The 13679-nt window shown below is 76.4% G+C and carries 17 protein-coding genes; 6 read left to right on the forward strand and 11 right to left on the reverse strand.

The window, feature by feature from the left end; all coding sequences use genetic code 11:
• Nucleotides 1–63: 63 nt before the first annotated feature.
• Genes ACYX4T_RS26530 through ACYX4T_RS26545 form a run of 4 tightly spaced genes read right to left on the reverse strand, consistent with a single transcriptional unit; the run spans nucleotide 64 to nucleotide 2092 of the window.
• Nucleotides 64–477, reverse strand: coding sequence for a hypothetical protein (locus ACYX4T_RS26530; RefSeq protein ID WP_476012194.1), 414 nt, complete (start codon nucleotides 475–477; stop codon nucleotides 64–66).
• A 49-nt stretch (nucleotides 478–526) separates the two neighbouring features.
• Nucleotides 527–1198: an MBL fold metallo-hydrolase gene (locus ACYX4T_RS26535; RefSeq protein ID WP_476012195.1), complete on the reverse strand. Its 672-nt coding sequence runs from the start codon at nucleotides 1196–1198 to the stop codon at nucleotides 527–529.
• Nucleotides 1199–1226: 28 nt separating this feature from the next.
• Nucleotides 1227–1883, reverse strand: coding sequence for a Dph6-related ATP pyrophosphatase (locus ACYX4T_RS26540; protein ID WP_476012196.1), 657 nt, complete (start codon nucleotides 1881–1883; stop codon nucleotides 1227–1229).
• Between the two features lie 26 nt (nucleotides 1884–1909).
• Nucleotides 1910–2092, reverse strand: coding sequence for a hypothetical protein (locus ACYX4T_RS26545; protein ID WP_476012197.1), 183 nt, complete (start codon nucleotides 2090–2092; stop codon nucleotides 1910–1912).
• A 44-nt stretch (nucleotides 2093–2136) separates the two neighbouring features.
• Here ACYX4T_RS26545 and ligD point away from each other — a divergent pair, with 44 nt between their 5' ends.
• On the forward strand, nucleotides 2137–4332 hold the full coding sequence (ligD, locus tag ACYX4T_RS26550; RefSeq protein ID WP_476012198.1) for a non-homologous end-joining DNA ligase LigD: 2196 nt from the start codon (nucleotides 2137–2139) through the stop codon (nucleotides 4330–4332).
• Here the strand turns inward: ligD and ACYX4T_RS26555 are convergent.
• From ACYX4T_RS26555 to ACYX4T_RS26585, 7 genes are all read right to left on the reverse strand, one after another.
• A complete protein-coding gene (locus tag ACYX4T_RS26555) occupies nucleotides 4329–4775 on the reverse strand; it encodes a hypothetical protein (RefSeq protein ID WP_476012199.1) in 447 nt (148 codons plus the stop codon). The two genes, ligD and ACYX4T_RS26555, sit on opposite strands and share 4 nt — an antisense overlap.
• Nucleotides 4776–4864: 89 nt before the next feature.
• Entirely contained in the window at nucleotides 4865–5332 is a 468-nt protein-coding gene (locus tag ACYX4T_RS26560) for a DUF1707 SHOCT-like domain-containing protein (protein ID WP_476012200.1), read from the reverse strand.
• A 41-nt stretch (nucleotides 5333–5373) separates the two neighbouring features.
• On the reverse strand, nucleotides 5374–6135 hold the full coding sequence (locus ACYX4T_RS26565; protein WP_476012201.1) for a crotonase/enoyl-CoA hydratase family protein: 762 nt from the start codon (nucleotides 6133–6135) through the stop codon (nucleotides 5374–5376).
• Nucleotides 6132–6956 (reverse strand): MOSC domain-containing protein, encoded by an 825-nt coding sequence (locus ACYX4T_RS26570; RefSeq protein WP_476012202.1) that lies wholly within the window; start codon nucleotides 6954–6956, stop codon nucleotides 6132–6134. Before ACYX4T_RS26570 ends, ACYX4T_RS26565 begins: the two co-directional genes overlap by 4 nt.
• Nucleotides 6957–7039: 83 nt before the next feature.
• Nucleotides 7040–7552 carry an SRPBCC domain-containing protein gene (locus ACYX4T_RS26575; protein ID WP_476012203.1) on the reverse strand — a complete coding sequence of 171 codons (513 nt, stop codon included), beginning with the start codon at nucleotides 7550–7552 and terminating at the stop codon, nucleotides 7040–7042.
• On the reverse strand, nucleotides 7527–7892 hold the full coding sequence (locus ACYX4T_RS26580; RefSeq protein ID WP_476012204.1) for an ArsR/SmtB family transcription factor: 366 nt from the start codon (nucleotides 7890–7892) through the stop codon (nucleotides 7527–7529). Before ACYX4T_RS26580 ends, ACYX4T_RS26575 begins: the two co-directional genes overlap by 26 nt.
• 61 nt (nucleotides 7893–7953) lie before the next feature.
• Complete coding sequence (locus ACYX4T_RS26585; RefSeq protein ID WP_476012205.1) at nucleotides 7954–8472, reverse strand: isochorismatase family protein; 519 nt, start codon at nucleotides 8470–8472, stop codon at nucleotides 7954–7956.
• Between the two features lie 74 nt (nucleotides 8473–8546).
• On the opposite strand from ACYX4T_RS26585, the gene ACYX4T_RS26590 reads away from it, so the two are divergent.
• From ACYX4T_RS26590 to ACYX4T_RS26610, 5 genes are read left to right on the forward strand one after another with little or no spacing between them, the layout of a single operon-like run.
• Nucleotides 8547–9785, forward strand: coding sequence for an acyl-CoA dehydrogenase family protein (locus tag ACYX4T_RS26590; protein ID WP_476012206.1), 1239 nt, complete (start codon nucleotides 8547–8549; stop codon nucleotides 9783–9785).
• Nucleotides 9786–9796: 11 nt separating this feature from the next.
• Nucleotides 9797–10306, forward strand: a complete 510-nt coding sequence (locus ACYX4T_RS26595; protein ID WP_476012207.1) for an adenylyltransferase/cytidyltransferase family protein — start codon at nucleotides 9797–9799, stop codon at nucleotides 10304–10306.
• Nucleotides 10303–11694 carry an alkaline phosphatase family protein gene (locus tag ACYX4T_RS26600; RefSeq protein WP_476012208.1) on the forward strand — a complete coding sequence of 464 codons (1392 nt, stop codon included), beginning with the start codon at nucleotides 10303–10305 and terminating at the stop codon, nucleotides 11692–11694. The genes ACYX4T_RS26595 and ACYX4T_RS26600 overlap by 4 nt, the downstream gene beginning before the upstream one ends.
• 60 nt (nucleotides 11695–11754) lie before the next feature.
• Nucleotides 11755–13176, forward strand: a complete 1422-nt coding sequence (gene gad, locus ACYX4T_RS26605) for a glutamate decarboxylase (RefSeq protein WP_476012209.1) — start codon at nucleotides 11755–11757, stop codon at nucleotides 13174–13176.
• Between the two features lie 56 nt (nucleotides 13177–13232).
• On the forward strand, nucleotides 13233–13679 hold the full coding sequence (locus ACYX4T_RS26610; protein ID WP_476012210.1) for a CBS domain-containing protein: 447 nt from the start codon (nucleotides 13233–13235) through the stop codon (nucleotides 13677–13679).

A 13679-nucleotide genomic window follows, 5' to 3' on the forward strand; every position in this document is an offset into this window, starting at 1 on the left:
CGTCGCGGCCGACCATGATAGGTCGGGGACCACGCAGCGGTGCGGCGTCGACGACCGCGCGGCTCAGGGCCTGGCGGGGCGCCAGCGCCGCAGCGCCTCGTAGACGAGCGCGCCACCGGCGACGGCGGGGAAGTCGAGGATCCCGACGACGAGCAGCGCCGCGCCGCCCAGGTAGACGGGCGCGCGGTGGGGCAGCACCCGCTGCACGACGTGGGCGGCGTCGGCGGCGGTGGACACCACCGTGTCGGTCACGCCGCGCGCGGCGGGCGCTGCCGACGCTGCGTCGCGGCGGGCGGTCGAGGTCCTCGGCGCGCCGGCGGTGACCCGCTCGCTCGGGCCGGTGGCGGGCACGACCGCCGGGGAGCCGGGGTCGCCGACGGGGGCGTCGGGGGCGGTGAGCGCCGTCGCGACCGGGTCCTCGCGCTTGTCCTTGTTCTTCGCGTCCTTCGGGTCCTTCGTCTTCTGGTCCTTGGCCATCTCGTGACGCTACGCCCGGATCGGGCGTCCGCACCCTGCTCGCGGAAGATCACTCGACGGCCGCGCCCCAGGCGTCGGGGTCGGCCACCGGGTGGCCGTGCATGGCGACGACGAGCGCCGGACGCAGCTCGGCCAGGCGGCGGCGCGAGGCCACCGCGACCGCCGGGTCGTCGTGTAGGCCGCGCGGCAGGGGCAGCCACCGCGGCGAGCGCGGGTCCGTCGACACGTTGACCGGCCCGTCGCCGACGACGAGCACGCGGTCCTCGGCCCGCCACAGCGCGAGGGTGCCGGGGCTGTGGCCGGGCACGGCGAGCACCTCGAACCCGCCGACGTGGTCGCCCTCGCGCAGGCGCCGGTCGACCGGCCGCCGCTCGCGGGCCAGCGGGGCGAGGACGAGCCGGCCGAGCGCGCCGGAGTGGGTGTCGAGCCGCCCGTCCTCGAAGCGGCCCGCGTCCGCCTCGCCCATCGCCAGCGGGGCGCCGGTCTGCCGGCACAGCCACGCCGACGAGCCGACGTGGTCGCCGTGCGCGTGCGTCACGGCGTGCAGGGCGACGTCACGGCCCCGCAGCAGCGCGACGAGGCGGCGCGCCGACCACGGGAACCCCGCGTCGACGACGACGTCGCCCTCCGGGCCCTCGATCAGCACCGTGTGCAGGAGACCGGCGGGGACGAGGGCGCCGAGGTGCACGCCGTCGGCCACCTCCCGCAGACGAGGAGCCATGCGCGCAGCGTGGCAGGCGGGGACGGTGTCAGGCGAGGACCGCCGTGACGAACCCGTCGCGCTCGGCGGTCCCCGTGACCGTCGCGGGCACGGGACGGGCGAACCCGGGGCCGTCGGTGACGAGGGTGTGGAACTCCCCGTTCTCCCCGCACGGGTCGACGCCGTCGGGGAGCTCGGCGAGCAGCTCGGCGTCCCACGCCCGGCCCACCAGTGCCGACGGCACCCGCGCCGGGTCGACGCAGACCACCACCGCGCGGACCCCGGCCGCGAGCATGTCCCGGGCGAGCGGCGCGGTGGGCCGCTCCCACAGCGGGAAGCGCGCCGCGAGCCCCGTGCCCTCGAGGGCCCGCTCGCGGAACGCCCGGATGTCGGCGAGGAAGAGGTCGCCGTAGAGCACCTGCGTCGCCCCGCCCTCGCGCAGGCGGGCCCACGAGGCGCGCGTGCGCTCCTCGTAGACCTCGTCCGGGCACGGCACGGGCAGCTCGACGGTCTCGAGCGGCAGGCCCAACGCCGCGGCCTGGGCCCGGACCAGGGCGAGCGGGACGTAGCTGGCGGCCACCTCGCCGTCGGCGCGGACCGTGGTGTGCAACCCGGAGACCTCGACGTCCGGGTCGGTGCGGGCCGCGGCGAGCGCGAAGGCGCCGTCCTTGCCGCCCGACCAGCTCATCCAGGCCCGGGCGGTCACCGCCACGACGTTAGCGGGGTCGGCGATCAGGTCGGGCTGGCCTCCTCCTCGTCGCCCTCGTGCTCGCGCGCGGTCGCCGACGTGTCCTGCGCCGCCCTGTCCTTCGCGCCCGTGGCGTCGTTGTCGACCGCGTTGCCGGTGGGGTCGACGTCGGTGGCGTCGAGGGACTCGTCGCGGGCGTCACTGCGGGCCTCGTCTGGTCGTGACATGGCCCCCGGCTACCCGCCCGGCCCGGATCGGGTACCGCCGCGGGGTGACCGCACACCGCGCCGGGCCCGAGCGTCCGATGCTCCCGACCGACGGCGCCCCGCCGACCGGCCCCGGCTGGGCGGCGGAGCTCACCTGGGACGGGGTCCGGGTGCTGGTGACCACCGTCGCCGGCGGCGTGCACCTCACCGACGCCGACGGCCGGGACGTGACCGGCTCGTACCCCGAGCTCGCGCACCTCGACACCGAGCACGACCTGGTGCTCGACGGCGAGGTCGTCGTGCTGGACGAGCGCGGCCGCCCGCGGCCCGACCTGCTCGCCGAGCGTGTCGCGAACCGGTGCGGCCCGGACGACGCGGCGGTCTCGCTCTACCTCGCCGACGTGCTCTGCGTCGACGCCGACGACCTGCGCGACCGGACCTGGGACGAGCGGCGCGCGCGGCTCGAGGAGCTCGGGCTCGAGGCGTGGCCGCGGGTGGCGGTGGCGCCGGCGACGACGGAGTCCGCGCCCGCCGTGGTGCTCGGGCTCGCCCGGGAGCAGGGGCTGGCCGGGGTCGTCGCCAAGCGCCGGGACGCCGCGTACGAGCCGGGGCGCGCCTCGGCAGCGTGGGTGCGGACGCTGGTCTCGCCCCCGAAGGACCAGCCCGGGACCGACCGCCTGGCCACCTACCGCGGCATGCGGGACTTCGCGGCGACGCCCGAGCCCGCCGGCGGGTCGGCGAGCACCGCGGCGCCGATCTTCGTGGTGCAGCGCCACCGCGCCCGGCGGCTGCACTACGACCTCCGCCTCGAGGTCGACGGCGCGCTCGCGAGCTGGGCCGTGCCCCGCGGGCCGACGCTCGACCCCGCCGCACGGCACATGGCCGTGCGCACCGAGGACCACCCCATGGACTACGCGTCGTTCGAGGGCGTCATCCCGGCCGGTCAGTACGGCGGGGGCGACGTCATCGTGTGGGACCGCGGCACCTGGACGCCGGCGCGCACCGACGACCCGGCGGCGGCGCTCGCGGCGGGCGAGCTGCACTTCGACCTCGACGGCGAGAAGCTCCACGGGCGGTTCGTGCTGGTCCGGCGGCGCGGTGAGGGCTCGGGCGGCAAGGAGCAGTGGGTCCTCGTGCACAAGCGCGACGACGTGGCCGTCGACGGCTGGGACCCCGAGGACCACCCGCACTCGGTGACGAGCGGGCGCACCAACGACGAGGTCGCGGCCGCCCCGACGGCGATGTGGGTGTCGAAGGCGAGCGCCGAGCACGCCGAGGTCCCGCTGGCGCCGGACGACCCCGCGCAGCAGGCCGCGGCGTCCGACGACGAGCTGGCCGCCCTCGACGCCCTGGGCGCGCGGGGGAGCTGGACGGTCGGCGGGCGCGAGCTCGCGCTGACCAACCTGGACAAGGTGCTGGTCCCGGGCGTCGCCGGCCCGCCCGTCACCAAGCGCGACCTCATCCGCTACCACGCCCGGATCGCCCCGCACCTCCTGCCGTACCTGGCGGGACGGCCGGTCAACCTGCACCGCTACCCCGACGGCACCGCCCGCCCGGGCTTCTGGCAGAAGGAGGTCCCCGACCACGCGCCGGGCTGGCTGCGGCGCTGGCGCAACCCGGAGGCGGCGCCCGACGAGACCCAGCAGTACTTCGTCGTCGACAGCACCCCGGCGCTGGTGTGGCTCGCGAACTACGGGGCGATCGAGCTGCACCCGTGGACGTCACGCCTGCCCGACGTCCACCAGCCGACCTGGGCGCTCATCGACATCGATCCCGGTCCCGCCGTTGGGTTCGCCGACGTGCTGGTGCTCGCCCGGCTCTACCGCACGGCGCTCGGGCACGTGGGCGTCGAGGCGGCGCCGAAGGTGACGGGCAAGCGCGGCGTGCAGATCTGGGTGCCGATCGCCGACGGCTACACCTTCGACGACACCCGCGCGTGGGTCGAGAAGCTCTCCCGCGCGGTCGGCCGGACCGTCCCGCAGCTCGTGTCGTGGGAGTGGCACACCGACCGGCGCCGCGGCCTCGCGCGGCTGGACTACACGCAGAACGCGATCAACAAGACGCTCGTGGCGCCGTTCAGCCCGCGACCGGCGGCGGACGCGCCGGTGTCGATGCCGATCACCTGGGACGAGCTGGACGACCCGGAGCTGACGCCGGACCGCTGGACGGTCCGGACCGCGCTCGACCGCCTCGCCGCGGTCGGGGACCCGCTGCGGCCGCTGCTCGGGCGGGCGCAGACGCTGCCCGCGCTCTCGGGCTAGACGCGGCGCCGCTGCCGCAGCACCAGGATCGTCGTGACGAGCAGGACGAGGGTGCCGATCGACTCGACGACGAGGGTGGTCGGCGCCAGGTCGTAGTCGAGGCTCGAGCTGATGCCGAACAGCCCGACGGTGAGGGCGAGCACCAGGGCCGCGAGGGTGCCGGCGAGGAACAGCAGGCCCAGCACCACGGAGATCGCGAGCAGCTCCCCGCGCGTGAGGACCACGGCGATCGCGAGGATCAACGCGCCGACCGCGTTGAGGATGAACAGGTTCCCGAGCACCCCGCCGGTGCCGTTGAACACCAGCCACAGGTGGATGCCGCCCATCGCCAGCAGGGCGACCGCGGACAGGACCTGCCAGGGCATGGTCGAGCGGCGCCCGCCCTGCGCGATCCGCACCGTCGGTGCGCCCCCCGAGCCGATCGGCCCCGTCGCGTGTGTCATGTCCTCACCCCGTGTCCTCGCCCCGACAGCACCCCGACCGCCCGCCGTGTGCAGCGCATGGTCCTCCGCTGCGGGCCGTGGGTCGAGGGTCAGCGCCCGTCGCGTCGCGAGCTCGCGAAGAGCCAGCCGCCGAGGGGGATGAGCAGGAAGAACACCCAGGCGTTGGGGATCGGGACGGTGAGGAACAGGACCAGCGCGATGATCGGCAGCGCGCCGCTGATCGCCGGCCCGTAGCGGGCGAGCGCCCCGGGCTCGCGGCGCGCGACGGGGGCGCGCTCGGGCGCCGTCGGTGCGGGTGCGGGTGCGGCCGCGCGCGGGGTCTCCGGGGCGGGCGTCGGACCGAAGGGCGGACGGGGGTCCGGGAGGTCGGTGAAGAGGGGCTCGAGGTCGGCGGCCGTGCGCGCCTCGGCGGCCCGGGCGCTGCGCTCGCCGTACTCCTCGACGTCGAGGCGCCCGGCCTCGAGGTGGGCGTCGAGCGCCGCCATCGCCGCGTCCCGCTCGGCGGTGCCGATGCGGGGCGAGGGCGGCCCGGAAGGAGGCGGCGCCGGCTCGGTCACGGCGCCAGCATGCCACCGGGGGCGGCCGCCGTGACCCCTCGTCACACCCCCGAACCGTGGCGCCCCGCGCCCTCGGCGAAGCGGGTCGCGCCGACGACGGTGTCGGCCTGCAGCGAGATCTGGCCGTGCGCGAACTCGCGGCGCAGGGCCTCGTCCTCGTCGAGCCCCTCCTGCTCGAGCAGCGCCGCCCGGTCGTGGCGCAGGCAGGTCTGCGGGAAGGCCGCGAGCGTGCGGGCGAGCTCGAGGCTCGCGTCGAGCGCCTGGCCCGCCGGCACGACACGGTTCGCGAGGCCGAGGCGCAGCGCCTCGTCGGCGTCGACGGGCCGGCCGGTGAGCACGAGGTCCATCGCCGCGCTGCGACCGATCAGCCGGGGCAGGCGCACCGTGCCGCCGTCGATCAGCGGCACGCCCCAGCGCCGGCAGAACACCCCGAACACCGCGGTGGTGTCCGCGACCCGCAGGTCTGCCCACAGCGCGAGCTCGAGCCCGCCCGCGACCGCGTGCCCGTGCAGCGCCGCGATCACCGGCTTCGACAGCCGCAGCCGGGTCGGCCCCATCGGCCCGTCGCCGTCGGGGTCGACGCGGTTGCCGTGCCCGGTGCTGACGGCCTGCAGGTCCGCGCCCGCGCAGAACGACGGGCCCTCGCCGCGCAGGATCGCGACGGCCGCGTCGTCGTCGGCGTCGAAGGCCCGGAACGCGTCGGCGAGGCGCTCGGCGGTGGCGCGGTCGACGGCGTTGCGCCGCTCGGGGCGGTCGATGCTGACGACGGTGACCGCGTCGTGGCGCTCGACCCGCACCGTCACGGCGCGTCGCCCAGGGTCACGGTGTCGCCGACCCGCAGCTCGCCGCCGCGCGTGACCTGCGCGTACGCGCCGGCGCACGGCAGCACCCCGAAGCCCGGGACCTCGACCCGGTTGGCGCGCATCGGCTCGCGCACCGCGTGCGGCGCCCGCGGCAGCGCGCCGTGCTCGAGGGTGGGCACCGAGCAACGCGGCGTCGGCAGCGACACCTCCAGCGTCACCGACGAGCCGTCGTCCCGCGTCAGGTGCAGCTCCCGCCCCATCCAGGTGTTCTCGACCCAGGGCCCGGTGCCCTCCGGGGTCTCGATGACGACGTTCGGCCGGTAGCGCAGGTACTCCGCGCCGGTCGCGGCGAGCGTCGCGGTGGTGATGACGTGCACGGGGGAGTGGTCGACGAACGACCCGGCCGTCGTGCCCTGGGCGATCTCCAGCGTCGGCGCCTCGACCTCGGCCTCGACGCCCCGGTCCAGCACCTCCTCGGGGTCGGGGCGCTCGACCGACGCCGCATCCGGGCGGTCCGCCGCCACCCGCACGCGACGGCCCAGCTCGCGGGCGAGCGCGTCGGCGACCCACGGGTCGAGGGCGTCGCGCGTCCAGCCGGCGGGCGACGTGATGCGCACCCCGCCGTCGCGGGAGGCGGCCGTGTACTGCAGCAGGCCGCGCCAGAGCCGGGGGTGCTTGGCCGTCGCCACCATGCCCGTCACGTCGTCGACCAGCGCGAGCGCGCGGTCGCCCGCGACCCCGCCCGCGTCCACCCGGGAGACCTCGAGGGCCTCACCGAGCATCGACTTCACCGGGTACCGCCACAGCGCCGTGATCCGCATCCGTCGTCCCTCCCCGGGTCCGACGTCCGCGTCGGCTCCCGTCGGGGGACGGTAGCCGTCCGTGTCGCGGGCCGCCCCCGCCGTCAGCCCGCCTCGGCCGCGGCGGCGAGGCGGCCGAGCACCTCGGTCCAGCCCTGCACGAAGGCACCACCCATGTAGCCGCCGGGGCGCGCGCAGTCCTCGCCGAGCTGGGCGTCGGACAGGGCCTCCCAGCCGCGGTGCTCGACGGCGACGCGGGTGAGCGACGGCCCGAGGGCGGTGAAGGTCAGCTCCACCTCGGTGGGCTCGGGCGTCATGTTCCAGGACATGACGAGGCGCGCCGGCGGTTCCCAGGCGAGCAGGCGACCCCAGTCGCACTCCGTGCCGTCGTCCCAGCGCTCGAAGACCCGGCCCTCGAGGCGCGGCTCGACCTCCACCGTGCGCACGCGCTCCTTGCCGGCGGAGTACGGCTGCAACGGCCACCACTGCCCGATGGTCGCGACGAAGACGTCGAACGTGTGCTCGCGAGTGCTGCGCACCATCGTCGCCTGCCGGATGGGGGGCCGGCGCAGGGTGGTGACGGTGGCGGTCTCAGCCCGCGGCGTGGTGCTCGTCATCGGCGATCCCCCTGTGTCCACTCTCTCGGCCGGCCTCCACGAGGCGGCGTGCGGTGTCCAGCGACGAGGCCCACATGTCCTCGAGGAACTCCCGCAGGCCGTCGAGGCCCTCGGGGCGGGCGCGGTAGAGCCGGCGGGTGCCCTCGCGTCGCTCGGTGAGCAGGCCGGCGTCCTTGAGCACGGTGAGGTGCTGGCTGACGGCGGGCCGGGTGACGTCGAACGCGGCGGCGATCTCCCCGGCGGAGAGCTCGTCGTGCGCGACGAGGCGCAGGATCGAGCGGCGCCGCGGCTCGACCAGGGCGCGCAGCGTCACGCCCTCCGGGTCGTCGTCATCGGCCACCGCTCCACCTCCGTCAGCGACCACGAACGTTAGCGGAGAAGCGACGCGGAGGCCAGGGTGCTCACTTGATCAGCTTCTGGACCTCGCGGAAGACCGGGTTCTCGCTGGTCCCCAGCCACTCGAACACGACCATCTCGGTGGTCACGACGTCGACGCCGTGCGCGCGCAGGCGGTCCAGCGCGCGGTCGCGGTTGGCGTCGCGGCGGCTGCCCACCGCGTCGGCGACGACGGCGACCTCCCGGCCCGCGGCGCGCAGCGCGAGCACGGTCTGCAGCACGCACACGTGCGCCTCGCACCCGGCGACGACGACGGTGCCCGGGCCGGCGACGCTGGGGTCGGCGGCGAAGGACGTCTTGGCGACGGCGGGGGTGGGCAGCAGGTCCGCGACGACGCCGACCGTGCGCCCGAGCCCCTCAGGGTTCTGCTCGGTCGCGGCGACGCCGACCCCGAGCCGGCACGCCGCCTGCACGAGGCGCCCGGTGTTCTCCAGCACCGCCTCCGCGCCGGCGATCGCGCGCATGAGGCGTTCCTGCAGGTCGACGACGAGCAGGGTCGAGTCCCCGGAGGTCAGCAGCGGCACGGCGTCGACCGTAGAGCGCCGGGATGATCGACGGGAGGTTGACGGGACCTCCCCGCGCGCCGTAGGGCATGCGGGTGACCACGGGCCGCACCGACCGCGTCGCCGACTACACCACGCGCTTCGCCGCGTTCCTGGAGACGGAGGTGGCGCCCCTGGAGGCCGCCCTCGCCGAGCAGGACGTCGGCACCGCCTCCCACCCCCGCCTCGACGCGGCCGGCCGGATGCACCCCGCGGTGTGGGAGGCGCGCCGCGAGGTGCAGCGACGCTCGGCGGCGGCCGGGCTGTACACGCCCCAGGTGGCGGCGGCGGTCGGGGGTGGCGGCTTCACCCGCGCGGAGATGCAGCACGTCGAGGAGTTCGTCTACCGGCACGCGGGCCTCGGGCTGGGCCTCGCCGCGCTGGCCTGGACCGAGGGCCCGAACCCCGCGATCGAGCACTGCTCGCCGGCGGCGCGCGAGCGCTGGCTCGACCCGCTCATGGCCGGCGAGATCACCGCGGCGTTCGCCAACACCGAGATCGCCGTCGGCACCGACGTGCTCGCGATGGAGACCCGCGCCCGCCCCGACGGCGACGACTGGGTCCTCGACGGCACCAAGGCCTGGATCACCAACGCGCACTTCGCCGACGTCGTGCAGGTCGTCGCCGTCACCGAGCCGGGCGCCGGCACCCGGTCGCTGTCGATGTTCCTCGTCGACGCGACCAGCCCCGGCTTCACGCGCGGCCGCGACATCCCGACCATGCTCAACGACGGCCTCACCGGCGAGCTGCACCTCGCGGGCGTGCGGGTGCCGGCGCAGGACGTCGTCGGGGAGATCGGGGGCGGGTTCGCGCTGGCGATGGCGTGGATCAACTGGCGACGGCTGTGTCGCGGGGGCATGTGCGCGGGCTGGGGCACCTGGCTGCTCGAGCGCGCCCTCGACCGCGCCCGGACCCGCACCTCGGGCGGCGCGCCGATCGCGGAGCTGCAGTCCGTGCAGCACATGCTGGCCGACATGGACGCCGACCTGTACGCCGCGCGCGCCGCGTCGCTGCAGGCCCAGGCCGAGCTCGACGAGCTGCCCGGCGGCGCGTTCGGGATGCCGCTGCACCCCGAGGCACCGCGGCTCACGAGCCTGGTCAAGGTCATCAACGACGAGGCGTTCTTCCGCGTGACCGACCGCGCGGTGCAGGTGCACGGCGGCACGGGCCTGCGGCTCGGGTCGCCCGAGGAGAAGCTCTTCCGCATCGCACGCAACCTGAAGATCCCGGCGGGCACCGTCGAGATCCAGCGCAACGCCATCGCCCGGGGGCTGCTGCGGGGCTCGCGGCGGTGAGCCTCGCCGCGGTGACCGGGCGGTTCCAGCCGGTGCACGCCCAGCACCTCGAGCTGTTCGCGCTCGCCCTCGCCGAGCACGATCACCTCGTGGTCGCCGTCACCAACCCCGACACCGGCGCGCGCCACGAGGCCGCCACCTCCGCGCACCGGCACACCGACGACGCCAACCCGTTCACCTACTTCGAGCGCGTCCGCCTCCTCGCCGCCGCGCTCGCCGGGGCGGGGCTGACCGACCGCGCGACCGTCGTCCCCTTCGACCTCACCCGCCCGCACCTGTGGCCCGAGTACGTGCCGCGGGACGCGGTGCAGTTCGTGCGGGCGTACTCGGCGTGGGAGACCGACAAGGCGGGGCGGCTCGCCGACGGCGGCTACGCGGTGGTCGTGGTCGACGGCGACCCCGCGACCAAGCTCGACGCCGCCACGATCCGCGCGCACCTGGCCGACGGCACGTGGCGTGACCTCGTACCGCCGGCGACCGTGCCCGTGCTGCAGGAGCTCCTCGCGGGGCGCGCGTGGTGAGACCGCCCGGGTACGGCGAGGGGCAGCCGCGGCTCGACGACGACCGGCTGCCCGTCGTGCTCGTCGTCCTCGACGGCCTGGGCGACCGGACGGTGCCTGCGCTCGGCGACCGCACGCCGTCCGAGGCGGCGCACACCCCGGTGCTCGACGAGCTCGCCGCGCGGGGTGCGTCCGGCTGGCACCTGCCGTTCGGGTGGGGGCGGGCGCCGTCCTCGGAGCTCGCGCACTGGGCGGTGTTCGGCTACGCCGACGTGCCGTTCCCGGGGCGCGCGGTGCTCGAGGCGCTCGGGGCGGGGATCGAGGTCCCGCCGGGCGTCGCCGTCACCCACGCCGCGCTGCGCACGTCGGCGACGGGTCCGGACGGCCGGGTGTGGATCACCGGCCGGACGGCGTCGACCGACGGCGACGACGCGGCGGCGCTGCTGGGCGACGTCGCCGCGCTGGCCGGCGACCACGGGATGCGGCTCGAGGCGCTGGGCGGCCGGGGCGAGGCGCTGCTGGTGCTGGGGGACGACGCCGACGGTCGCGTGACCGACTCCGACCCCTTCTTCGAGGATCGCCACCCCTGGCTGCGGGTGCTCCCGCACGACGACGCGCCCGGCGCTGCCCCGACCGCCGCGGCGCTCTCCGCGCTGCTGCTCGACCTCCGCGCCGCCCTCGTCGAGCACCCCCGCAATACCGCGCGGCGCGAGCGGGGGCTGCCGGCACTCGACGTCCTGACGACCAAGTGGTCCGGGACGCGGGGAGAGGTGCCGGGCTTCGCCGAGCAGGTCGGGATCCCCGGCGCGGCCGTGACCAGCACGCGGCTCTACCGGGGCCTCGCCGCCCTGCTCGGGCTGCGCAGCCGGCACGTGCCGCCCTACCTGGACCCGCGCACCGACCTCGGCGCCGAGCTCGACGACCGGCTCGCGGCCGCCCGCGAGCTCCTCGACGAGGGTGCGGCGTTCGTCCACGTGCACACGAAGGCGACCGACGACGCCGGGCACACGAAGGACCCGCGCGCCAAGCTCGAGGTCCTCGAGGCGGCGGACCCGGGGCTCGCGCCGCTGCTCGAGCTCGCCGAGCGCGCCGTCGTCGCCGTCACCGGGGACCACGCCACCCCGTCGACGGGCGGGGTGCTGCACACCGGCGACCCCACCCCGCTCGTCGTCGCCGGGCCCACCGTGCGCTCCGACGGCGTCACCGCGTTCGGCGAGGGTCCGGCGTGCGCCGGCTGGTACGGCAGCGTCGCGGCCCGCGAGCTGCTGCCGCTGCTGCTCGGCCACGCCAACCGCGCCGCGTTCCTCGGCCACCGCCCGACCGCCCGGGCCACCCTCGCGCTGCCCGACACCCCGGAGGCGATGGTCGTGCCGCCGCGCGGCCGCGATGCCGGACGCCGGCCCGGCTGATCGGGCGTCACGTCCGTGGAGCGGGTCGAGGTGGCGGTCCCCGTGCACCACGATCACCCCATGCCGCACGAGCACCCCCGTCCGCGCCACGCGCCCTACGCCGGCAGCGGACTCGACGCCGCCGTCGTCCCCACGTTCACCGACGAGCCCGGGCGGATGCCCGCGCACCGCCTGCCCGAGGGCGAGCTCGCGCCGGAGCTGGCCCACCAGCTCGTGCGCGACGAGCTGATGCTCGACGGCAACGCCCGGCTCAACCTCGCCACGTTCGTCACGACGTGGATGGAGCCGCACGCGGCGCAGCTGCTCGCGGAGTGCGCCGACAAGAACATGATCGACAAGGACGAGTACCCGCGCACCGCCGAGCTCGAGCGCCGCTGCGTGCGCATGCTCGCGGACCTCTGGCACGCGCCGGACCCGGCGGGCGCGCCCGGCTGCTCGACCGCGGGCTCCAGCGAGGCCTGCATGCTCGCCGGCCTCGCGCTCAAGCGGCGCTGGCGGGGGAAGGGCGGGGGCACGGGAGGTCGCGGCACGGGCCGGCCCAACATCGTCATGGGCGGCAACGTGCAGGTGTGCTGGGACAAGTTCGCGAACTACTTCGAGGTCGAGCCCCGCCTGGTGCCGATGAGCGGCGACCGCTTCCACCTCGACGCCGAGCAGGCCCTCGCGCACGTCGACGAGGACACCATCGGGGTCGTCGCCGTCCTCGGCTCGACCTTCGACGGCAGCTACGAGCCCGTCGCCGACATCTGCTCGGCCCTCGACGCTCTCGCCGCGCGCGGCGGGCCGGACGTGCCGGTCCACGTCGACGGCGCGTCCGGGGCGATGATCGCGCCGTTCCTGGACCCCGAGCTCGTGTGGGACTTCCGGCTCCCGCGCGTGGCGTCGATCAACACCTCGGGCCACAAGTACGGGCTGGTCTACCCCGGGCTCGGGTGGGTCGCCTGGCGGGAGGCCGCGGACCTGCCCGACGAGCTCGTCTACCGCGTGAACTACCTCGGCGACGAGCTGGCCACCTTCACCCTGAACTTCTCCCGCCCCGGCGCCCCGGTGGCGGCGCAGTACTACCAGTTCGTGCGCCTCGGGCGGGACGGCTTCACGCGCGTGCAGCAGCACTGCCGCGACGTCGCGACGCGCCTGGCGCGCGAGGTCGCGGCGCTCGGCCCGTTCCGCCTGCTCACGCGCGGCGACGAGCTGCCGGTGTTCGCGGCGACGCTCGCCCCGGACGTCACCGCGTACTCGGTCTTCGACGTCTCGGCCGGCCTGCGCGAGCACGGCTGGCAGGTGCCGGCCTACACGTTCCCGCCCGAGCGCACCGACCTCGCCGTGCTGCGGTTCGTGGTCCGCAACGGGCTGACCCACGACCTCGCCGACCAGCTCCTCGACGACCTGCGCCGCGTGCTCGACCGCCTCGCGCGCCAGGAACGGCCGATGCGCGACACCGCCGACGCGTCGTTCAGCCACACCGGGGCCCCGGCGTCCTGAGCCCGTCGCTCACAGCCCTGTGCAAGGTCCGGGTCCGACGCGGAGAATCCGGAGCCGTGACCCTCCCGCTGCCCGACACGTGCCGCGGCGACCGGCTGCGCGCCGGGGCGACGGTCGCCGACGCGATGCTCGCGTGCCCCAAGACCTGCGCGCCCGAGGCGACGGTCGGGGACGCGCGGGCGGTGCTCGCCGACGACCACGTGCACGCGGTGCTCGTCGTCGACGGTCCCCAGCTGCTCGCCGTCGTCGAGCGGGGGGACCTGGAGGGCGCGCCGGCGGGCGCGGCCGTCGTGGACCGGGGGCGACTCGCCGGGCGGACCGTCGGCCCGGACGCCGACGTCGAGGAGGTCCGGCAGGCCATGACGGGCCGGCGCCTCGCCGTCGTCGACGAGCAGGGCGGGCTGCTGGGCCTGCTCTGCCGCAAGCGCCACGGTCGGGGCTTCTGCTCGCGCGAGGACGTCGAGGCCCGCGAGCGGGAGCGGGCCGAGCGCGCGGCGGAGTAG

This window comes from Actinomycetospora sp. ABD4_176, assembly GCF_056311855.1.

What these genes read in the sequence shown, in the direction of transcription:
- ACYX4T_RS26530 (WP_476012194.1), bottom strand. Translation starts at nt 477, where the DNA reads ATGGCCAAGGACCAGAAGACGAAGGACCCGAAGGACGCGAAGAACAAG.
- ACYX4T_RS26535 (WP_476012195.1), bottom strand. Translation starts at nt 1,198, where the DNA reads ATGGCTCCTCGTCTGCGGGAGGTGGCCGACGGCGTGCACCTCGGCGCC.
- ACYX4T_RS26545 (WP_476012197.1), bottom strand. Translation starts at nt 2,092, where the DNA reads ATGTCACGACCAGACGAGGCCCGCAGTGACGCCCGCGACGAGTCCCTC.
- ACYX4T_RS26555 (WP_476012199.1), bottom strand. Translation starts at nt 4,775, where the DNA reads ATGACACACGCGACGGGGCCGATCGGCTCGGGGGGCGCACCGACGGTG.
- ACYX4T_RS26570 (WP_476012202.1), bottom strand. Translation starts at nt 6,956, where the DNA reads ATGCGGATCACGGCGCTGTGGCGGTACCCGGTGAAGTCGATGCTCGGT.
- ACYX4T_RS26575 (WP_476012203.1), bottom strand. Translation starts at nt 7,552, where the DNA reads ATGACGAGCACCACGCCGCGGGCTGAGACCGCCACCGTCACCACCCTG.
- gad (WP_476012209.1), top strand. Translation starts at nt 11,755, where the DNA reads ATGCCGCACGAGCACCCCCGTCCGCGCCACGCGCCCTACGCCGGCAGC.